Source organism: Rhodococcus sp. Z6_132 (assembly GCF_058133635.1).
Genome location: NZ_JBYUNP010000001.1, coordinates 1,389,118 through 1,409,110, shown reverse-complemented (window position 1 = coordinate 1,409,110; position 19,993 = coordinate 1,389,118). Strand labels below are relative to the sequence as shown.

Sequence of the window (19,993 nt, the reverse complement as noted above, 5' to 3'; positions counted from 1 at the left end):
CGAATGAAGGAGCCAAAACAAAATAAATTGGCACTGACATTCATCGGCACACTGTTGAGTTCTCAAAGAACACACGCACACCCAAAAACCTCGGCCTATTCAGCCGGTGCATCCGGGGGCTTGTTCGTACTTGTCCTACTGTACACGCACCCGAAGGTGCTCAGTACCGCAGGTGGTCCGCTACCGGCGTCCAACCTCGTGACCGTCGTAGTGACCGGTTCGGCGTCCGCCTCGCTGACAAGGAGAAATTTACGCACTCCGCGGGGCCACGTCAAATCGCCTGGACAGCACCCCGCGGGCGGGGCGAACCTGCTGGTCAGAGCCCGGCAGCGCCGCTCCCGCTGGTCTCATGCTGGCACGAACCGCCCCACCGGGCGATATGGCCTGCGTCACCGGCCTACGGACGCGCCTCGCGCGGCAGGCCCAGCACCCGCTCGGAGATGATGTTGCGCTGCACCTCGTTGGACCCGCCGTAGATGGTGTCGGCCCGGGTGAACAGGAAGAGTCGCTGCAGCTCGTCGAGCTCCAGGTGCTCCGGGTCGTGCAGGTTGTTGGGCACGCCCTCGCTCGTGGCGTCCGGGCCGACCAGCGACGCCGCACCCTGCACCTGCATGGCCAGCTCGCCGAGGTTGCGGTGCCAGTTCGCCCAGAGCAGCTTGGCGGCCGAGGCCTCCCCGCCACTGCCCCCGGTGTCCACCGTCGCGAGGGTGCGGACGGCGTGGGCCCGGATGACGTGCAGCTCCAGCCAGGCGCGGGCGATGCGCTCGCGCACCACCGGGTTGGTGTCCGCCCCGTTGGCCCGGGCGAGCGCCACGACCGCCTCGAGCTCCCGGCGGAAGCCGATCTGCTGGCCGAGCGTGGATACCCCGCGCTCGAACTGCAGCAGCCCCATGGCGACCTTCCAGCCCTCGCCGGGCTCGCCGACCACCAGCTCGGCCTCGGTCTCGGCGTCGTCGAAGAAGACCTCGTTGAACTCCGAGGTCCCGGTGAGCTGCTGGATGGGGCGGATGGTGACGCCAGGCTGGTCCAGCGGGACGAGCAGGAAGCTCAGCCCCTTGTGCCGCTGCGAGCCGGGCTCGGTGCGGCAGATGACGAACGCCCACTGCGCCACGTGGGCCAGCGACGTCCACACCTTCTGCCCGTTGATCACCCACTTGCCCCCCTCCAGGCGGGCGGTGGTGGAGACGTTGGCGAGGTCGGAACCGGCGCCGGGCTCGGAGTACCCCTGCGCCCAGAGCTCGGTGACGTTCTTGATGCCGGGCAGGAAGCGCTTCTTCTGCTCCTCCGTGCCGAAGGCGATGAGCGTGGGCCCGAGCAGCTCCTCGCCCACGTGGCTCACCCGTGCCGGCGCGTTGGCCCGGGCGTACTCCTGGTGGAACAGCACCTGCTGCTCCAGCGTCGCGGCCCGCCCACCGTGCTCGGTGGGCCAGCCCAGGCACGTCCAGCCGGCCGCGGCCAGGTGGCGGTCCCAGGCCAGCCGGTCCTCGAAGAACTCGTGCTCGCTGCCGGGCCCGCCCTTGCCACGCAGGTCCGCAAACCTGCCGGTCAGGTTCTCCTCGAGCCACTGCCCGACCTCGTGGGCGAGGACCTCGTCCTCCGCACGCTCCTGGGTCGTCACCGTCTGATCCTTCCGCCTGAACCGCTCGCCAGTCACCCCGGCAATGCCCTGCTACGGTAACCTACCAAGCACTTGCTAGGTATCGGAGGAACGGTGGCTACGGACACAGGGGATGGCGCTGTCCCGACCACGCCGCACGCGCTGCGGCGCGCCGCAGCACGGTGGGGCGGACGCACGGCGGTCGCGGACGTCCAGCCCGGACAGGACGTGCGGCTGACCTGGTCGGAGCTGCTCGAGGAGGTTCGCTCCTTCGCCGGCGCGCTGGTCGGCAGCGGCGTGCAGGCCGGGGACCGGGTGGCGGTCTGGGCGCCCAACACCCACCACTGGATCATCGCGGCGCTGGGCGTGCACTACGCCGGCGCGACGCTCATCCCGGTGAACACCCGGTACACCGGCGCCGAGACGCTCGACCTGGTCCAGCGGTCGCACTCCGTGGCGCTCGTCGTGGCCGGGACGTTCCTCAGGTCCGACCGGCTGGCCGAGCTGCGCGCCGCCGCGGACGGTGACCTCGCCGCCGCCGCCGAGCTGCACACCATCGTGCGCGTCCCGCTGGGCGCTGCCGACGCCCCGGTGGAGGGCGTGCTGGAGTGGGACGACTTCCTGGCCACCGGCACCGACGAGCTGCGCACGCAGGCCGACGGCCGCGCCGACGCCCTCACCGGTGACGACATCGCCGACATCCTGTTCACCTCCGGCACCACCGGACGCAGCAAGGGCGTGCTGGCCACCCACCAGCAGGGTGTCACCGTCGGCCGGCTCTGGGGCGCCATCGGCGACATGACCGAGGACGACCGCTACCTCATCGCCAGCCCGTTCTTCCACTCCTACGGCTACAAGGCCGGGATCCTGGTCTGCCTCTACTACGGCGCCACCATGATTCCGCTGTCGGTGTACTCCCCCACCGCCGCCATGGCACTGATCCAGGACGAGCGCGCCACCGTCTTCCCCGGCGCCCCGACCATCTTCCAGACGATCCTGGACGCCCCCGAGCGGGCCGACCACGACCTCAGCTCGCTGCGCTTCGCCACCACCGGCGCGGCCATCGTCCCGGTGGTGCTCATGGAGCGCATGCAGGCCGAGCTGGGCTTCGAGGTGGTCGTCACCGCCTACGGGCTGACCGAGACCAGCGGGTTCGTCAGCACCTGCCTGCCCGGCGACGACGACGTCACCGTGGCCACCACGTGCGGCCGAGCCATCGAGGGCATGGAGATGCGGCTGTCCGAGCAGGGGGAGCTGCTGGTGCGCGGCCCGCTGGTGATGAAGGGCTACCTGGACGACCCGGAGGCGACGGCGCAGACCATCGACCCGGACGGCTGGCTGCACACCGGCGACGTCGGCACCATCGACGAGCAGGGCTACCTGCGCATCACCGACCGGCTCAAGGACATGTACATCTCCGGCGGGTTCAACGTCTACCCCGCCGAGGTCGAGCAGGCGCTCGCCCGCCTCGACGGCGTGGTGGAGTCCGCGGTCATCGGCGTGCCCGACCACCGCCTGGGCGAGGTGGGGCGCGCGTTCGTGCGGGTCCGGCCCGGCTCCGCACTCACCGCGGACGACGTCATCGCCTACAGCAAGGAGAAGCTCGCGGGCTTCAAGGTGCCCCGCTCGGTGGTGCTCGTGGACGAGTTCCCCCGCAACGCCGGCGGCAAGATCCTCAAGCGCGAGCTGCGCCGGGACTGACCATGGTGGTGCCGGCGGAACCGCCGTAGCATCCCAACCAAGCACTTGCTAGGTAGTAGTTGTGCACGGCACACGGAACGGACGGACATGACCCACGCTTCCATCCCCGCCCCACTGAGCCAGGACGAGCTCGGGCCCGACACCCAGCCCGTCGCCTACGAGGTGGCCGACGGGGTCGCCTACGTCAGCCTGAACCGCCCCGAGTTCCGCAACGCCCAGAACTCGGTGATGACCTACTCGCTGGACAACGCCTTCATCAAGGCCGTCGAGGACGCCTCGGTCAAGGTCATCGTGCTGCGCGCCAAGGGCAAGCACTTCTCCGCCGGCCACGACATCGGCACGCCCGAGCGCGACCTCCACGTGCAGTACGAGAACAAGGCCGCGCTGCACTGGGACCACACCGACCGCAGCGGCGGAGACCAGCGCCTGGCCCGCGAGCTCGAGGTCTACCTGGGCATGTGCCGCCGCTGGCGGGAGATCCCCAAGCCGGTGATCGCCCAGGTGCACGGCGCCTGCATCGCTGGCGGGCTGATGCTCGCCTGGATCTGCGACTTCATCGTGGCCTCCGACGACGCCTTCTTCTCCGACCCTGTGGTGCGGATGGGCATCCCCGGCGTGGAGTACTTCGCTCACGCCTTCGTGCTCGGCCCGCGCCGGGCCAAGGAGATCCTCTACACCGGCGAGCGCTTCAGCGCCGCCAAGGCCGAGCAGTGGGGCATGGTCAACCACGTCGTGCCGCGCGAGGAGCTCGAGGCCAAGGTCGCCTCCATCGCCGCGAACATCGCCGAGATGCCGCAGCTGGGCCTGTCGCTGACCAAGAAGGCCGTGAACATCTGCGAGGACCAGATGGGCCTGCGCAACGCGATGGACTCGGTGTTCGGGTGGCACCACTTCGCCCACTCCGCCAACGCCGAGGCCGACGGCGACTCCCTGGGCGGGATGGACGCCCGCTCCATGCGCGACTCCGCGAAGAAGGGGCAGTAACCGTGGACCTGCAGTTCGACGACGCCACCACGGCGTTTCGTCACGAGGTGCGCAGCTGGCTGCAGGCGAACGTGCCTGCCGAGCCGCTGCCGTCGATGGACACCGCCGAAGGCTTCGAGGCCCACCGGCAGTGGGAGCGCCGGCTCGCCGACGCCGGCCTGGCCGTCGTCTCCTGGCCCAAGGCCTACGGCGGCCGCGACGCGTCGCTGCTGGAGTGGGTGATCTTCGAGGAGGAGTACTACCGCTCCGGTGCCCCCGCACGGGTGAGCCAGAACGGCATCTTCCTGCTGGCCCCCACCCTGTTCGAGCACGCCAAGCCCGAGCAGCTCGACCGGATCATGCCCCGCATGGCTCGCTCGGAGGACATCTGGGCGCAGGCGTGGTCGGAGCCGGAGTCCGGCAGCGACCTGGCCAGCCTGCGCTCCACCGCCAAGCGGGTGGACGGCGGCTGGGTGCTCAACGGGCAGAAGACCTGGAGCTCGCGCGCCAGCTTCGCCGACTGGGGGTTCGGGCTGTTCCGCAGCGACCCCGAGGCCGGCAAGCACAAGGGCATCACCTACTTCATGTTCGACCTGCGCGCGCCGGGCGTCACCGTTCGCCCGATCGCCCAGCTCGACGGTGAGCCCGGCTTCGCCGAGCTGTTCCTGGAGGACGTGTTCGTCCCCGACTCCCCCGAGGACCCCGCGTCCTCCGGCGTGATCGGCGAGGTGAACAACGGCTGGAAGGTGGCCATGAGCACCGCGGCCAACGAGCGTGGCCTCTCGCTGCGCTCGCCCGGCCGCTTCCTCGCCACCGTCGACCGGCTGCTCGCGCTGCGGGCCCGCCAGGCCGACACCGTGAGCACCGCCGTGGACGAGCAGATCGTGGACGCCTGGATCGGCGCGCGCGCCTACCAGCTGTCCACCTTCGGCACCGTGACCCGCCTGGCCGACGGTGGCCAGCTGGGCCTGGAGTCCTCCATCAACAAGGTGTTCTGGTCGGAGTGGGACATCGCGACCCACGAGACCGCCCTGGAGCTGCAGGCCGCCGACGCCGAGCTGGCCGACGGCTGGACCGACGGCTACCTCTTCTCCCTGTCCGGCCCGATCTACGCCGGCACCAACGAGATCCAGAAGAACGTCATCGCCGAGCGGCTGCTCGGCCTACCGAGGGGCGACCGATGAGATTCGTCCTTGAGCCGGAGCACAAGGAGCTCGGTGCCAGCATCGACTCGATGCTGGCCAAGTCCGACCTGCCCGCCGTGGTCCGCGCCTGGGGCGCTGGCGACACCGAGCCCGGCCGCAAGGTCTGGGCACGGCTGGCCGAGACCGGCGTCAACGGCCTGGTCATCGACGAGGACCACGGTGGCTTCGGCGCCGGGGCCGTGGAGATGATCGTGGCGGTGGAGCAGCTGGGCCGCCACTGCGTGCCCGGACCGGTCGCCGAGACCGTCGCGGCCGCGCCGGCCCTGCTGGCCGCCGCGGGACTGACCGACCGCCTGGAGAGCCTGGCCGAGGGCCAGCTGGCCACCCTGGCGTGGGCGCCGCACGTGCCCTTCGCGGTGGACGCCGGCGTCGCCGACCTGACCCTGCTGGTGGACGCCGACGGCGCGCTGGCCGTGGGTGAGCCCGGTGCCGCGAAGCAGTCGGTGGACCCGGCGCGCAGCCTGTTCCCGCTGACCGCGGGCGCGAGCCTGGCCACCGGTGTGGACACCACCCGGGCGTTCGACCTGGCCGCGCTGGCCACCGCCGCCCAGCTGCAGGGCCTGGGCCAGACCATGCTGTCGATCAGCACGGAGTACGCCAAGGCGCGCAAGCAGTTCGGCCGCGAGATCGGCAGCTTCCAGGCCATCAAGCACCACCTGGCCGAGGTCGCGATCGCCCTGGAGATGGCCCGCCCGCTGCTGCTCGGCGCGGCACTGGCCGTGGACGGCGTCAGCGACGTGGAGCGCGCTGCGGACGTCTCGCGGGACGTCTCCGCCGCCAAGATCGCCTGCGGCGCTGCGGCCAACCGCGCGGCCCGCACGGCGCTGCAGGTGATGGGTGCCATCGGTTACACCCAGGAGCACGACCTGTCGCTGTACCTGACCCGCACGCGCGCACTGCTCACCTCGTGGGGCACCCCCGCGGTGCACCGGGCCCGCGTGCTGGCGGCGGTGTCCGCGGCGGAGCCGGCATGAGCTCACCGGTGACCGACTCCCCGGGCATCGACACCGAGGAGCAGGCCGACCTGCGCGCGTCCGTGCGCGACCTGCTGAGCAAGCACTCCGACTCCGCCGCGGTGCGCAAGGCCATCCAGGCCGAGCAGCGCCACGACACTGCGCTGTGGGAGCGGCTGTGCCAGCAGGTGGGGGTGGCTGCGCTGGCCGTCCCCGAGACCTACGACGGCGTGGGCGCCACGTTCATGGAGTGCCACGTGGTGCAGGAGGAGCTGGGTCGCCGGCTCGCTCCCACCCCGATGCTGGGCTCGGCGGTGCTGGCCGTGCAGGCCCTGCTGCTCTCCGGCGACGACGCAGCCTGCGCCCGCCTGCTGCCCGGCATCGCCTCCGGTGAGTCCACCGTGGCGGTGTGCTGGGCCAGCGCGGCCGGCTGGGACACCCCTGGGGTGGCGGTGCGGGATGGCGTGCTGCACGGCAGCGCCCACTACGTGCTCGACGGCGAGCATGCCGACGTGCTGCTGGTGCTCGCCACCGACGGCGCGGCGATCTCGCTGCACGAGGTGGCGGCGGACGCCGAGGGCGTGCGCCGGACGGCACGACCCAGCATGGACCCCACCCGCGGGCTGTCCACGGTGGACTTCGACGGCGTGGCCGCCACCCGGCTGTCCGCACCGGAGAACCTGGCCGAGAAGCTGCGCACCGTCGCGGTGGTGGCGGTGTCGGCCGAGCAGGTCGGCGGCGCGCAGGCCGTGCTGGACCTGACGGTGGCCTACACCAAGGACCGCAGGCAGTTCGGCCGGCAGATCGGCTCCTTCCAGGCGCTGAAGCACCGGATGGCGGACATGTACGTGCTGGTGGAGAGCGCGCGATCGATCTCCTACGCCGCTGCCGACGCCGTCTCCCGGGGCACCGCCGACGCTGCAGAGCTGGCGGCGACGGCCAAGGTGTACTGCTCCGAGGCGTTCAGCACGGTGGCGGGCGAGGCGATCCAGCTGCACGGCGGCATCGGCATCACCTGGGAGCACGACGCGCAGCTGTACTTCAAGCGCGCACACGGCACCGCCCAGCTGTTCGGCCAGCCGTCCGAGCACCTGCTGCGGCTGGAGTCGATGGCCGGGCTGTAGGTGGTGTGCACGTCCCCTGGGGCGGCGTCTGGGCAGCGGTTGCTGCTGCCTGGCGCCGCCCTTGGTGCGTCTGCAAGTACACCCAAGCCCTGTCGCTGGACAGGTGTCTGGACTAGGGTCTGGAAAAGCCCCTGAGCACCGAGGAGAGCACGTGAAGCACGGCATCACCCTGTTCACCAGCGACCGGGGCATCACCCCGGCTGCTGCGGCGCGCGCCGCCGAGGAGCACGGGTTCGACTCGTTCTACGTCCCCGAGCACACCCACATCCCGGTCAAGCGGGAGGCGGCGCACCCACGCACCGGTGACTCCTCGCTGCCCGACGACCGCTACATGCGCACCCTGGACCCCTGGGTTGCGCTGGCCACCGCAGCGTCGGTGACCGAGCGCATCCGCCTGGGCACCGGGGTGGCGCTGCCGGTGGAGAGCGACGCCATCACCCTGGCCAAGACGATCGCCTCGCTGGACCACCTCTCCGGCGGCCGGGTGACCCTGGGCGTCGGCTACGGCTGGAACCTCGACGAGCTCACCGACCACGGGGTCCCGCTGGCCAAGAAGCGGACCATGCTCCGGGAGTACCTGGAGGGGATGCAGGCGCTGTGGTCGCAGGAGCAGGCCTCCTACGACGGGGAGTTCCTCAGCTTCGGACCGTCCTGGGCGTGGCCCAAGCCGGTGCAGCAGCCGCGCGTGCCGGTGCTCGTGGGCGCGGCGGGCACGGACAAGAACTTCGCGTGGATCGTGCGCTCGGCCGACGGCTGGCTCACCACGCCGGCCCAGGAGGGCGTGGAGGAGCGGGTGCCGGTGCTGCAGCAGATGTGGCGCGACGCCGGACGGGAGGGCGCCCCACAGGTGGCGGTGCTCGACGGCAAGCCCGACCCGGAGAAGCTGGCGCGCTGGGCCGAGCTGGGTGTCACCGAGACCATCTACGGCCTGCCGGACAAGCCGGAGGCCGACGTGGTGGCCTACCTCGGCCGGCTGGCCGGCAAGCTGGGCCGAACCCCGGTGGCCAGCGCCTGACCCTCCGCTTGGTGGTACTTGCAGACGTACCGTGCCGCAGGTTGGTACGTCTGCAAGTACCCCCTAGAGCACGGTGAGCGGCAGCGGGATCCCGCGATCGGCGAACGCGAAGTCGGCGCCGGTGCTGAAGCGGGTGATCCGCACCTCCGACGCCTCCTTGGCCGGCTCCTCCGCCACCCGCACGCCGACGGTCAGCGCCTGCTCGTCCTCCGCCAGCACCTCCACGGCGAAGTGCGGGTTGACCCCGCGCACCAGCGCGTGCAGCGCCTCGAGGTGCTCGCCGTCCACCAGCGTGGGCCAGGCACCGTCGGCGTCCGCGGCGGCCTGACGGCCCAGCCGGAGCTCGAGGCGGGCGCCGTGCACCACCTCGGCGTCCACGTACTGGTGCGGGTTGACCAGCGGGTGCACCGTCAGCACGGTGGCCAGCGCGGCGAGGTCGTCGCCCAGCTCCAGCGCGTCGCGCAGCCGCTCGGCGGTGAGCCCGGCGATGCCGGTGAGCTGCTTGCGGGCGATCTCCCGCACGCTGGCCTCATCGGTACGAGCCCGCAGCGAGCGCAGGAAGCCCAGCGTGAGCAGCTGCTGCTGCAGGCACACCTCCTCGGCCATCCGCACCAGCGCCGATTGGGAGAAGTCGCCGAAGCGCAGGTCGCTGAGGAGCGGCCCGGCGTAGTCGTGGTGGCCCTCCCCCGCGGAGCTGATCGGAGTGAGCTCCAGCCCCGCGGCCGCGGACTTCTCGATGGCGCGCAGCCCGTCGGGCACGGCTGGCGGCGTGTGCGACTCGTGGATGACCACCGTCCACGCGCAGTGCGGGTGCCGGCCCGCCGGGTCGCGCGGCGGTCGGTGGATCGGCCGCACCTGGGCGCGGTCGTTGGTGGCCAGCGCGGTGGCGTCGAAGGTGGGATCCTCGATGTCGTGGCACATGCCACGGACGTACTCCTCGCCCATCGGCTCCACGTCCATCAGGGCACCGCAGTGGTCCAGCCAGAACTCGCCGTGGTCGTGGTCGTCCACCCGGAAGCGGAAGTCCATGAACTGCGGTGGCGCCCCGATGTCCAGCTGCAGGCCCTTGAAGATGGTCTCCACGCTGTCGCCGGTGAAGCCCAGCGCCTGCTGCATGCGCCGGGTGTAGATGGGGCTGGAGCTCTGCCACTCCTCGATGGCCACCTCGACCATGGCCTCCCGGCCGAACGCGCCGATGACGTGCGCCATGCCGGAGCGGTCGATGAGCTGCCCGGTGAGCAGCAGCTCGGGCAGCAGCACCGCCAGCTGCTCGCGGCTGAGCGCGGCGAACGGCGACGTCGCGGCGGGAGCCGCGCGCAGCGGGCTCACCACAGCGGGACCGGGGCCTGCCCCACCCGGTACCAGCCGGGCAGTCGGCCCTTGCCGGAGCGCGCGATCCGCTCGTTCATCCCGTCCGAGAGCGCGTTGGCGGTGATCATCTCCAGGAACAGGTGGGAGACGTTGCCGAAGTCGAAGAAGTCCCGCTGCCAGGACCACTGGAAGTTGCCGCCGTAGCGGAACCAGCTGCCGCCGATGCCGTGCACCTCGTAGGGCGTCCCGTCCGGGCGCCTCCGGTCTGCGGTCTGCTTCCACAGCCCGATCACGTTGCCGGTGCGATCGTCCACCACCACCTCCTGGTACGGGTACTCCCAGCCCTCCAGGCCGAACATCTCCTGGCCCAGGGCGATCTCCCGGATCTCGTCCCGGCCGACCGCCATGAAGTCGTCCTTGGGGCCGTAGTTCCAGCCGTAGGTGGCGTCCTCGGTGTACATCTCGGCCAGCGGCTTCCAGTCCCGCTTCTCCTCGCAGCGCTTGTTCTCGTCGATCCAGCGCTGCACCATCTCGTCGAGCTCGGCGCGGTCAAACGGGGCCATCGGGGGTCTCCTTCAGGTTGGCGTCGCCGGACTCCTCCAGGCGCAGCGCACGGGTGGGGCAGTAGCGGACGGCCTGCTCGACGTCCTCGCGCAGGCTCTCGGCCGGTTCCGGCTCGAGGATGTGGACCTTCTCGTTCTTGGGCACGGTGAACACGTCGGGCGCCTCGAGCGCGCACATGGCGTGGCCCTGGCAGAGATCGAGGTCGACGGTCACCTTCATCAGCTCACCCGCCTCCGGTACCGCACCCGGCAGGGCTGCTCCAGCTGGACGACCATCTTGGAGTGGTCGTTGCGGTAGGACTCCGCGGGCTGGGCCATCTCGAACTCGTAGTCGCGCAGCAGCCCGGAGAAGATCGCCTTGAGCTGCATCATCGCGAACGCCGCCCCCACGCAGCGGTGCCGTCCGGCCCCGAACGGGATCCAGGTCCACCGGTTGACGATGTCCTCCTGGTTGGGGTCGATGTAGCGCTCCGGGTTGAACAGGTCGGGCTCGGGGAAGTCCTCGGCGATCCGGTTGGAGATGGCCGGGGTGGCCGCGACCAGGTCGTTCTCCGCGATCCGGTAGCCACCGACCTCGAAGTCACCCCGCGCCAGGCGCAGCAGGATGATCAGCGGCGGGTGCAGCCGCAGGGTCTCCTTGAGCACCGACTCCAGCACCGGGATCTGCCGCAGCGCGCGGAAGCTGATGTCGGAGCCGTCGGAGTAGAGCTCGTCCAGCTCGGAGACGACCTTCTTCATCTGGTCGGGGTGGCGCAGCAGCTCGATCAGCGTCCAGGCGGCGGTGCCGGAGGTGGTGTGGTGCCCGGCGAACATCATCGAGATGAAGATGCCGGTGATCTCGTCGGCGGTGAAGCGCTCCGTGCCGTCCTCGTCCTTGATGGACACCAGGACGTCGAGCATGTCCCGGTCCTCCTTGCCGGCGGGCGGGTTGGCGATGCGGCCGACCATGATCTCCTGCACCAGCGCGACCAGCGCCACCCGCGCCTGGTCCCGGCGGCGGAAGCTCTCGATGTCGGCGTAGGGATCGACGAAGGCCAGCGCGTCGGTTCCCTGCTCCAGCTCGTGGTACAGGTGGGCGAAGCGGTCGTCGAGCTGCTCCCGGAACTTCTGCCCGATGAGGCAGGCAGAGGAGGTGTAGATGGTCAGCTCGGCGAAGAAGTCGAGCAGGTCGATCTCCCCGGACTCCCCCCACTGCGCGACCATCCGGTCGACCTCAGCGGCGATGGTGGCGGCGTGGCCGCGCATCTGCTCGCCGCGCAGGGCCTGGTTGTGCAGCATCTCCTTGCGCCGCTCCGGGCTGGCGTCGAACACCACGCCCTCGCCGAAGATCGGCTTCATGAACGGGTAGGCCGCCTGCTGGTCGAGGTCCTCGTCGGAGGAGCGGAAGAAGAACTCGTTGGCCTCGGCGCCGGAGAGCAGCACCACGTTGCGCTCGGCCAGCTGGAAGGTGCCGACGTCGCCGCACTCCTCGCGCACCCGCCGCATCAGGGCGATCGGGTCGGTGCGGAGCTCGTCGAGGTGGCCGTGCTCGGTCTGTCCGCCGGAGACACGCTGGGGAACGGAGGTGGTCATCGGTTGTCCTTTGCTGGGTCGTCCTGGCGCAGGGGCGCCTCGGGCTGGACCTCGACGAGGACCAGGTGTGCCCCGCGCGGGGTGGAGACCACGGTGGCCACGGCCGCCGCGATGTCGCTGGCGCGCAGGAAGTACGGGTGGCGGGCGAAGCCCCACTTCTCCCAGTCCGCGATCAGCGGGTCGATCACCTCCGACGGTGCGTTCATGCCCATGGCGGTCTGGGTGGGCCCCGGCCGGACGACGGAGGCTCGGACGCCGGTGCCCTCCAGCTCCATCCGCATCTGGTGGGCGAGCGCCTCGACACCGGTCTTGGCCCCGTTGTAGGCCCCCATCCGGGGGCGGGGCTGGTCGGCGCAGTCCGACCCGATCACCACGAAGTCGCCCCGGCGACGCTCGATCATCCCCGGCAGCAGCCGGTGCGCCAGCCGCTGCGTGCCCACCAGGTGCACGTTCACCTGGAGCTCGAAGCGCTCGGGGTCCATCTCGTGCACCAGCGCGAAGTCCTGGTCGCCGGCCCCGGAGAGCACGATCTCGGCCGGGCCGATCGCGGCCTCCGCCGCGGTGGCGAACTCCTGCACCGACTCCGTTGAGGAGACGTCGAGGTAGTGCGCGAAGGCCTCTCCGCCGTCGGCCCGGATCTTCTCCGCGAGCACCTGGCACTCGGCCACCCGGCGAGCCCCCAGGGCGACGGGATGGCCCAGCTCGGCCAGCGCGTGCGCGGTGGCCGCGCCGATCCCCGACGACGCACCGGTGATGTAGGCCGGGCGCCGGGGTGGGTTGGGCTGGAACCTAGGCATCAGTCACCTGCTGTTCTGGACACATGTCTGGACAGTAACCCAGTTACTCGGGCCGGGCAACGGTTTCCGCAGCGCCGAACCTCAACGCGCGTGGATGCGCACCGGCATCTCCTTGATGCCGTTGATGAAGTTGGACCGGAGGCGGCGCACGGGGCCGGTGGGCTCCACCCGGTCGATGCGCTCAGCCATCACCTCGAAGAGCACCTTCAGCTCCAGCCGAGCCAGGTGGGTGCCCAGGCAGTAGTGCGCTCCACCGCCGCCGAAGGCGAGGTGCAGGTTGGCGTCGCGGCTGATGTCGAAGCGGAAGGGGTCGGGGAAGACCGACTCGTCCCGGTTGGCGCTGGGGTAGAAGATGACCACCTTGTCGCCGGCTGCCACCGGCTGCTCGCCGATCAGGCAGTCCCGGGTGGCGGTGCGCCGGAAGTCCATCACCGGGCTCACCCAGCGCAGCACCTCCTCCACCGCCGAGCCGACCAGCTCCGGGCGCTCCTGCAGCAGGCGCCACTGCTCGGGGTGGTCGATGAAGGCCTGCATGCCGCCGGCCGTGGCGTTGCGAGTGGTCTCGTTGCCGGCGATCACCAGCAGGACGAAGAACATGTTGAACTCCATCTCGCTGATCACGTCGCCGTGCTCGTCCGGCTGGACCAGCTTGGTGACGATGTCCTCGCGAGGCTCCAGCCGGCGCTGGGCCGCCAGCTCGTTGGCGTAGAGGAAGATCTCCATCGCCGCCATCTCGCCGTCGGCCTCGGTGGTGCCGAACTCCGGGTCGTCGAAGCCGATCATCCGGTTGGACCAGTCGTAGAGCTTGTCCACCTCCTCGGCGGGTGCGCCGAGGAGGGCGGCGATGACCTCCAGCGGAAGCGGCGAGGCGGCACCCCGCACGAAGTCCACGTCACCCTGCTCCAGCAGGCGGTCCACGATGCGCGTGCAGATCTCCCGGATGTGCTCCTCCAGCGTGGCGATCACCCGCGGGGTGAAGCCGCGGGAGACCAGCAGCCTCAGGCGGGTGTGGTCCGGCGGGTCGAGGTTGATCAGCATGGCGGCCTGCTTGGCGCGGGCCTCCTCGTCGAAGTCGTCGATCTGGGTGGTGCCCGCGGCGCAGGAGAACGTGGCGATGTCGCGGGAGACGGCCACCACGTCGGCGTGACGGGTGACGGCCCAGAAGCCGCTGCCGCCCTCCTCCGGCTGCCAGTACACCGGGCAGCTGGTGCGCAGCTCGGTGAAGAAGTCGTGCGGCACGGCCTCGGCGTAGACGCCAGCGTCCTTCAGGTCCGGCACGGGGGTTCGGTCAGAGACGAAAGCAGTCATGGTCAACCTCGGCAGCGTGGGGTGTGATCTAGCCAACACCGTTAAACTACACAGATTAGTTTAGAAGGGAAGGCATGCTGACCCTGAACGAGCCGGGAGGCCACCGATGAGCGCACCGCGCGCGCCGCGACGCCGAACCCTGAACCGCGACAAGGTTATCCGCGCCGCGGTCGAGGTGATTGACGAGCTGGGCTGGGACCAGCTGTCGATGACCAGCCTCTCCGCCCGCGTCGGCGTGGTGGTCCCGTCCCTGTACAACCACGTGCGCAGCCTGGACGACGTGCGCGGCGCCGTGCAGGTGCGCACCATGGCCGAGCTGGGCGAGCAGCTTCGCGCGGCTGCGCTCGGTCGCACCGGAACCGAGGGCATCACGGCCCTGGCCGACACCCTGCGCACGTTCGCCACCACCCACCCGCAGCGCTACCAGGCGCTGACTGCCGCCCCGGTGGAGCGCACCGAGCTGGTGGTGGCGGCGCTGGACGTGAACACGGTGCTCAGCGAGATGCTCCTGTCCTGCGGTGTGCCGCCGGAGGAGTCGCTGCAGGCCGCGGTGTCGCTCTTTGCCGCGCTGCACGGCTTCGCCACCCTGGTCAACAGCGGCTTCCTGGGTGACGAGCTGGACCTGGAGCTGATCTACGACACGGTGCTGCGCGCCGCGCTGAGCGGCATCGCCCCCGCGCGCGCCACCGACCGGCGACCCCCACCGGTCGGCTAGGCGCGCACCGTCACCCGCACCGGCAGGGTGGCGAAGCCGCGCACGTTGGAGGAGTGCACCCGGCGGGCGCTGGCCTCGTCCACCTCGAAGCTCTCCACCCGGCGCACCAGCTCGGTGAGCGCGATGTTGGCCTCCAGCCGGGCCATGTGCGCACCCAGGCAGAAGTGGGTGCCGCCGCCGAAGCTGGCCAGGTTGTTGTCGTGGTCGCGGCCGATGCGGAAGGTGTCGGCGTCGGCGAAGACGGTGGAGTCCCGGTTGGCCGAGCCCACCAGCAGCAGCACCTGGGCTCCGGCGGGCACCGTCTGTCCGTAGTAGGTGAGGTCGACCTTGGCGGTGCGCGCCAACATCTGGCTGGAGGTGTCGTAGCGCAGCGTCTCCTCCGTCCACTCCGGAACCCGGGCGGGGTCGGCGAACGGCTTGGCCAGCTCGTCGGGGTTGCGGAAGCCCCAGCTGAGCGCGTTGCCCAACAGCTTGGTGGTGGTCTCGTTGCCGGCCACCACCATGAGGAACATGAAGCCGATGATCTCGTCGTCGGTGAGCCGGTCACCGTCCAGCTCGGCGTCCAGCAGGGCCGAGGTGAGGTCGTCGGTGCGCTTGGTGCGTCGCTCGGCCAGCATGTCCGCGTAGTAGCCGACCAGGTGCAGGGACGCCTCCATCGCCGGCACCGGGACGTCCTGCACGCCCTCCTCGCGATGCATCACCAGGTCGGCCAGGCGACGCAGCTCGGCCCGGTCAGCCTCGGGCACGCCCATCAGCTCGGAGATGACGTCCATCGGGAGCTTGCCGGCCACCTCCTCGATGAAGTCGAACTCCCCCTGGGCCAGCGCAGGCTCGAGGTGCTGGCGGGTGAGCTCGAGGATGCGCCCGGACAGCTCCTGCACCCGCCGCGGCGTGAAGCCCTTGGAGACCAGCCGACGCATCCGCTGGTGGCGGGGGTCGTCCAGGGCGAGGAAGGACATGGTCTTGTGCGCGTGCGGACCGTAGGCGGCCGGGTCGAGCGAGACACCGTTGGCGCTGGAGAGCCGCTCGGCGTCGCGGAAGCCCGCCATCACGTCGACGTGGCGCGACAGCGCCCAGAAGTCGAGGTCGGGGTTGTAGTACAGCGGCGCCTCGTCGCGCAGCCGCTCGTAGGTGGGGTAGGGGTCCTCGTGGATCGCGTAGTCGTACGGGCTGAAGGCCAGCGGCGGTCTGGTGGTCGTGGTGCTCGCGGTCTCGGTCATCGTCACTCCCCTGTCGGGCCGGCCCGGGTGCCGACGCCTGCGGTGTTGGGCACGACCAGGGCGGCCGCAGCCTCGAGCCGGTCGGCCACGGTGGTGTAGGACCCGTAGCCCATCCCCGCGCGCACCAGGGCGCCGGAGTAGAGCATCTCCAGCGTCTCCAGCTCGGCCGGCGTGTGGTCGGGACCGAGCGCGTCGGCCAGCTGGCGGCGGATGGTCAGGCCGATGCGGGCGCGCAGGTGCTCCACGTCCGGGTCACCACCCAGCAGCGCCGCCGTCACCGCCCCGGCCAGCTCGGGCTCGTCGGCCACCAGCAGCGCGATCTTGCGCAGCACCGCCGCCACCCGGCCGGTGCGGTCGTCGGTGGCGGGCTCCGGGTCCGGTGCGGCCGCCAGGGTGCGCCAGAACATCTCCGCCACCAGGTGCTCCTTGGAGGAGAAGTACGTGTAGGCCGTGGCCGGGGCCACCCCGGCGCGGGAGGCGACCAGGCGCACGGTGAGCCCGCTGAAGCCGACCTCGCGCAGCACGTCGAGGGCGGCCTTGGTGAGCCGGTCGACGGTGTCGGCCTGCTTCTCGGTGAGGCGCCTGCGGGTCGACTCGTTGTTCACACTACTAGACACGTGTCCAGACACTACTACAGCGCATGCGCCTGCGCACCATTGCGCGGCTCTCACCCGTGGACTACGGTCCAGACACATGTCCAGAAACCACGGCGGTGCGCGATGACCACGACCACGACCCCGCTCCGGCCGGGCCCCACGGAGAGCTCCTTCCTCCTCGTCGACGGCAAGCTCGTGCCCGGCGCGGGCGGGGTGTTCGACATCCTCAACCCAGCCACCGAGGAGGTCATCGGCCAGGCCGCCGACGCCACCGCCCAGGACATGGACGCCGCGATCGCCGCCGCCCGCCGCGCCTTCGACGAGACCGACTGGTCCCGGGACGTGCAGCTGCGGGTGCGCTGCCTGCGCCAGCTGCAGCAGGCGCTGCTGAACCACCTGGAGGAGCTGCGGGAGATCACCATCGCCGAGGTGGGCGCACCCCGCTTCCTCACCTCCGGCCCCCAGCTGGAGCTGCCCATCCAGTACCTCGGCTACTACGCCGACCTGGCGGAGTCCTACGCGTGGCGGCAGGAGCTCGGGGTGGCTGAGCCGATGGGGGTGCGCACCAACCGCTACGTGCTCAAGGAGCCGGTGGGCGTGGTCGGTGCCATCACCCCGTGGAACTTCCCGCACCAGATCAACTTCGCCAAGCTGGCCCCCGCGCTGGCCGCGGGAAACACGGTGGTCCTCAAGCCCGCCCCGGACACCCCGTGGTGCGCCGCCCTGGTCGGCCGCATCATCGCCGAGGAGACCGACATCCCCGCCGGGGTGGTCAACGTGATCACCTCCACCGACCACTCCGTGGGTGCGCAGCTGGCCACCGACCCGCGGGTGGACCTGGTGTCGTTCACCGGTTCCACCGCCACCGGCACCGCGGTGATGACCGCGGCGGCCCAGACGCTGAAGAAGGTCTTCCTGGAGCTGGGCGGCAAGTCCGCGTTCATCGTGCTCGACGACGCCGACGTGGCCGGCGCCTGCACCATGGCGGCGTTCACCGTGTGCACCCACGCGGGCCAGGGCTGCGCCCTCACCACCCGCCTGCTGGTCCCCCGGGAGCGCTACGACGAGGCGGTCAAGGCCACCGCCGACACCATGGCGGGACTGCGTGCCGGCGACCCGGACAGCAGCCGCACCATCTGTGGTCCGCTGATCTCCGCCCGCCAGCGCGACCGCGTGGAGGGCTACCTGCGCCTGGCCACCGAGGAGGGCGGCACCATCGCCGCCGGCGGCGGCCGGCCGGCCGACAAGGAGCACGGCTTCTTCATCGAGCCCACCCTCGTCGCCGGGCTGGACAACACCGCCCGCACCGCCCGCGAGGAGATCTTCGGCCCGGTGCTGGTGATCCTGCCGCACGACGGCGACGAGGACGCCGTGCGCATCGCCAACGACTCCCCCTACGGCCTCTCCGGCGAGGTCTACGGCACCGACCCCGACCGGCTCGCCGCGGTCGTCGCCGGGGTGCGCACCGGAACCCTGGGGGTCAACGGCGGGGTCTGGTACGGCATCGACGCGCCCTTCGGCGGCTACAAGGCCTCCGGCATCGGCCGCGAGATGGGCGTGGCGGGCTTCGAGGAGTACCTGGAGACCAAGCTCGTCGCCGAGCCGGCCTCCTGATGCGCCCGCGCGCAGCCACGCACACCCCCGACCACCGCCCCACCCAGTGCACCAAGGAGATCCACGGATGAACCGCTTCGAGGGAAAGACCGCCATCGTGACCGGCGCCGCGCAGGGCATCGGGGAGGCCTACGCCCGCGCGCTCGCCGCCGAGGGCGCCTCCGTGGTGGTGGCCGACCTCAACCGCGAGCTGGGCGAGGCGGTGGCCAAGCAGATCACCAGCGACGGTGGCACCGCGGTGTTCCAGGAGGTCGACGTGGCCGACGAGGCCTCCGCGAAGGCGCTGGCCGAGGCGGCGGTGCAGGCCTACGGCGGCATCGACTACCTGGTGAACAACGCCGCCATCTACGGCGGCATGCAGCTGGACTTCCTGATCACCGTGCCGTGGGACTACTACAAGAAGTTCATGAGCGTGAACTTCGACGGTGCGCTGAACGTGACCCGGGCGGTGTACCCGCACATGGCCGAGCGCGGGGGTGGCGCCATCGTCAACCAGTCCTCCACCGCGGCGTGGTTGTACTCCGGCTTCTACGGCCTGGCCAAGGTGGGCGTGAACGGGATGACCCAGCAGCTGGCCACCGAGATCGGTCCGGCCAACGTGCGCATCAACGCCATCGCCCCGGGTCCCATCGACACCGAGGCCACCCGCACCGTCACCCCGGGCACCATCGTCAAGGACATGGTGAAGGCGCTGCCGCTCAAGCGCATCGGCACCCCGCAGGACCTGGTGGGCATGTGCCTGTTCCTGCTCTCCGACGAGGCCGGCTGGGTCACCGGGCAGATCTTCAACGTCGACGGTGGCCAGGTCATCCGGTCATGACTGCGGCACAGCGCCCGGTGGGCTACATCGGCCTGGGCAACATCGGTGCGCCGATGGCCAAGCGCCTGCTGGCGTGGCCCGGCGGGCTGGCCGTCTTCGACACCCGCACCGAGGCGGTCGAGCCGTTCGTGCAGGCCGGCGCCACCGCCGCCGCCAGCCCCCGTGAGGTGGCCCAGGCCGCCGACCTGGTCTGCGTCACGGTGGTCAACGACGAGCAGGTGCGCCAGGTGCTCACCGGCCCGGACGGGATCCTGGCCGGCGCAGCCCCGGGCACGGTGGTGGCGGTGCACTCCACCATCAGCGACGCCACCGCGGTCGAGCTGGCCGCGGTGTGCGCCGAGGCCGGGGTGGACCTGGTGGACGCCCCGGTCAGCGGCGGCGCGGCCGGCGCGGCCACCGGCGCCCTCGCGGTGATGGTGGGCGGCAGCGAGCGGGCCTTCGCGGCCGTGCGCGAGCCCTTCGGCCTGATCGGTGAGCTGGTGCTGCACGCAGGGGAGGTGGGCGCAGGAACCCGGATGAAGCTGGCGCGCAACCTGTTGCACTTCGTGGCCTTCACCGCCGTCACCGAGGCCGCCCAGCTGGCGGAGGCGGCGGGGCTCAACCTCGTCGACCTCGGCAAGGTGGTGCGCCACTCCGACGCCCTCACCGGCGGCGCCGGGGCGATCATGCACCGCGACACCGCGGCACCGGTGGCCGACAGCGACGGCTGGCACGCCATCCTCAGCCACGTGCGCAACCTCGGCGAGAAGGACCTGTCCCTCGCGCTGGACCTGGGCGAGCGCACCAAGGTGGACCTGCCCCTGGCCCGGCTGGCGCTGGCCCGGCTCGGGCCCGGACTCGGGGTGGGCCAGGGCAGCACCGCCCGAGAAGCAGCAGCAGACCAGGAGCAGCAGTGAGCGGAGAAGCAGCAGTGGACGCA

General features: G+C 71.1%; 19 protein-coding genes. 10 read left to right on the top strand and 9 right to left on the bottom strand.

Annotation, left to right across the window (positions count from 1 at the left end; genetic code table 11):
* Window positions 1-397 precede the first annotated feature (397 nt).
* Window positions 398-1,618, bottom strand: a complete 1,221-nt coding sequence (locus tag AC3YO9_RS06600) for an acyl-CoA dehydrogenase family protein (RefSeq protein ID WP_127781898.1) — start codon at window positions 1,616-1,618, stop codon at window positions 398-400.
* A 93-nt stretch (window positions 1,619-1,711) separates the two neighbouring features.
* On the opposite strand from AC3YO9_RS06600, the gene AC3YO9_RS06595 reads away from it, so the two are divergent.
* The 6 genes from AC3YO9_RS06595 to AC3YO9_RS06570 all read left to right on the top strand — a co-directional run bounded on the left by AC3YO9_RS06595 (window position 1,712) and on the right by AC3YO9_RS06570 (window position 8,558).
* Window positions 1,712-3,298: a FadD3 family acyl-CoA ligase gene (locus tag AC3YO9_RS06595; RefSeq protein ID WP_489982538.1), complete on the top strand. Its 1,587-nt coding sequence runs from the start codon at window positions 1,712-1,714 to the stop codon at window positions 3,296-3,298.
* 87 nt (window positions 3,299-3,385) lie between these two features.
* Window positions 3,386-4,282, top strand: a complete 897-nt coding sequence (locus AC3YO9_RS06590; RefSeq protein WP_489982537.1) for an enoyl-CoA hydratase — start codon at window positions 3,386-3,388, stop codon at window positions 4,280-4,282.
* Between the two features lie 2 nt (window positions 4,283-4,284).
* On the top strand, window positions 4,285-5,445 hold the full coding sequence (locus AC3YO9_RS06585; protein WP_127781895.1) for an acyl-CoA dehydrogenase family protein: 1,161 nt from the start codon (window positions 4,285-4,287) through the stop codon (window positions 5,443-5,445).
* Window positions 5,442-6,440 (top strand): acyl-CoA dehydrogenase family protein, encoded by a 999-nt coding sequence (locus AC3YO9_RS06580; RefSeq protein WP_127781894.1) that lies wholly within the window; start codon window positions 5,442-5,444, stop codon window positions 6,438-6,440. Before AC3YO9_RS06585 ends, AC3YO9_RS06580 begins: the two co-directional genes overlap by 4 nt.
* A complete protein-coding gene (locus tag AC3YO9_RS06575; RefSeq protein ID WP_489982536.1) occupies window positions 6,437-7,543 on the top strand; it encodes an acyl-CoA dehydrogenase family protein in 1,107 nt (368 codons plus the stop codon). The genes AC3YO9_RS06580 and AC3YO9_RS06575 overlap by 4 nt, the downstream gene beginning before the upstream one ends.
* A gap of 151 nt (window positions 7,544-7,694) precedes the next feature.
* Window positions 7,695-8,558 (top strand): LLM class F420-dependent oxidoreductase, encoded by an 864-nt coding sequence (locus AC3YO9_RS06570; protein ID WP_489982535.1) that lies wholly within the window; start codon window positions 7,695-7,697, stop codon window positions 8,556-8,558.
* 63 nt (window positions 8,559-8,621) lie between these two features.
* Here AC3YO9_RS06570 and AC3YO9_RS06565 read toward each other — a convergent pair whose 3' ends face one another.
* From AC3YO9_RS06565 to AC3YO9_RS06540, 6 genes are all read right to left on the bottom strand, one after another.
* Window positions 8,622-9,890, bottom strand: coding sequence for a hypothetical protein (locus tag AC3YO9_RS06565; RefSeq protein WP_489982534.1), 1,269 nt, complete (start codon window positions 9,888-9,890; stop codon window positions 8,622-8,624).
* The gene (locus AC3YO9_RS06560) at window positions 9,884-10,432 is read right to left on the bottom strand and encodes a nuclear transport factor 2 family protein (RefSeq protein ID WP_489982533.1); all 549 of its coding nucleotides are present in this window, start codon (window positions 10,430-10,432) and stop codon (window positions 9,884-9,886) included. Before AC3YO9_RS06560 ends, AC3YO9_RS06565 begins: the two co-directional genes overlap by 7 nt.
* Window positions 10,419-10,652 (bottom strand): ferredoxin, encoded by a 234-nt coding sequence (locus AC3YO9_RS06555; protein ID WP_127781890.1) that lies wholly within the window; start codon window positions 10,650-10,652, stop codon window positions 10,419-10,421. The genes AC3YO9_RS06560 and AC3YO9_RS06555 overlap by 14 nt, the downstream gene beginning before the upstream one ends.
* The gene (locus AC3YO9_RS06550) at window positions 10,652-12,004 is read right to left on the bottom strand and encodes a cytochrome P450 (protein WP_127781889.1); all 1,353 of its coding nucleotides are present in this window, start codon (window positions 12,002-12,004) and stop codon (window positions 10,652-10,654) included. The genes AC3YO9_RS06555 and AC3YO9_RS06550 overlap by 1 nt, the downstream gene beginning before the upstream one ends.
* Window positions 12,001-12,801, bottom strand: a complete 801-nt coding sequence (locus AC3YO9_RS06545) for an SDR family oxidoreductase (protein WP_127781888.1) — start codon at window positions 12,799-12,801, stop codon at window positions 12,001-12,003. Before AC3YO9_RS06545 ends, AC3YO9_RS06550 begins: the two co-directional genes overlap by 4 nt.
* 81 nt (window positions 12,802-12,882) lie before the next feature.
* Window positions 12,883-14,109, bottom strand: a complete 1,227-nt coding sequence (locus AC3YO9_RS06540; RefSeq protein ID WP_489982532.1) for a cytochrome P450 — start codon at window positions 14,107-14,109, stop codon at window positions 12,883-12,885.
* 106 nt (window positions 14,110-14,215) lie between these two features.
* Here AC3YO9_RS06540 and AC3YO9_RS06535 point away from each other — a divergent pair, with 106 nt between their 5' ends.
* Window positions 14,216-14,824 carry a TetR/AcrR family transcriptional regulator gene (locus AC3YO9_RS06535; RefSeq protein ID WP_489982531.1) on the top strand — a complete coding sequence of 203 codons (609 nt, stop codon included), beginning with the start codon at window positions 14,216-14,218 and terminating at the stop codon, window positions 14,822-14,824.
* Here AC3YO9_RS06535 and AC3YO9_RS06530 read toward each other — a convergent pair.
* Together AC3YO9_RS06530 and AC3YO9_RS06525 are read right to left on the bottom strand one after the other, a co-directional pair.
* Window positions 14,821-16,044, bottom strand: coding sequence for a cytochrome P450 (locus tag AC3YO9_RS06530; RefSeq protein WP_489982530.1), 1,224 nt, complete (start codon window positions 16,042-16,044; stop codon window positions 14,821-14,823). The genes AC3YO9_RS06535 and AC3YO9_RS06530 overlap by 4 nt on opposite strands.
* A 2-nt stretch (window positions 16,045-16,046) precedes the next feature.
* Complete coding sequence (locus AC3YO9_RS06525) at window positions 16,047-16,649, bottom strand: TetR/AcrR family transcriptional regulator (RefSeq protein WP_127784589.1); 603 nt, start codon at window positions 16,647-16,649, stop codon at window positions 16,047-16,049.
* 114 nt (window positions 16,650-16,763) lie between these two features.
* Here AC3YO9_RS06525 and AC3YO9_RS06520 point away from each other — a divergent pair, with 114 nt between their 5' ends.
* From AC3YO9_RS06520 to AC3YO9_RS06510, 3 genes are all read left to right on the top strand, one after another.
* Window positions 16,764-18,254: an aldehyde dehydrogenase gene (locus tag AC3YO9_RS06520; RefSeq protein ID WP_489982529.1), complete on the top strand. Its 1,491-nt coding sequence runs from the start codon at window positions 16,764-16,766 to the stop codon at window positions 18,252-18,254.
* 67 nt (window positions 18,255-18,321) lie between these two features.
* Window positions 18,322-19,074: an SDR family oxidoreductase gene (locus AC3YO9_RS06515; RefSeq protein ID WP_127781883.1), complete on the top strand. Its 753-nt coding sequence runs from the start codon at window positions 18,322-18,324 to the stop codon at window positions 19,072-19,074.
* Complete coding sequence (locus tag AC3YO9_RS06510; RefSeq protein ID WP_489982528.1) at window positions 19,071-19,970, top strand: NAD(P)-dependent oxidoreductase; 900 nt, start codon at window positions 19,071-19,073, stop codon at window positions 19,968-19,970. Before AC3YO9_RS06515 ends, AC3YO9_RS06510 begins: the two co-directional genes overlap by 4 nt.
* Window positions 19,971-19,993: the final 23 nt, after the last annotated feature.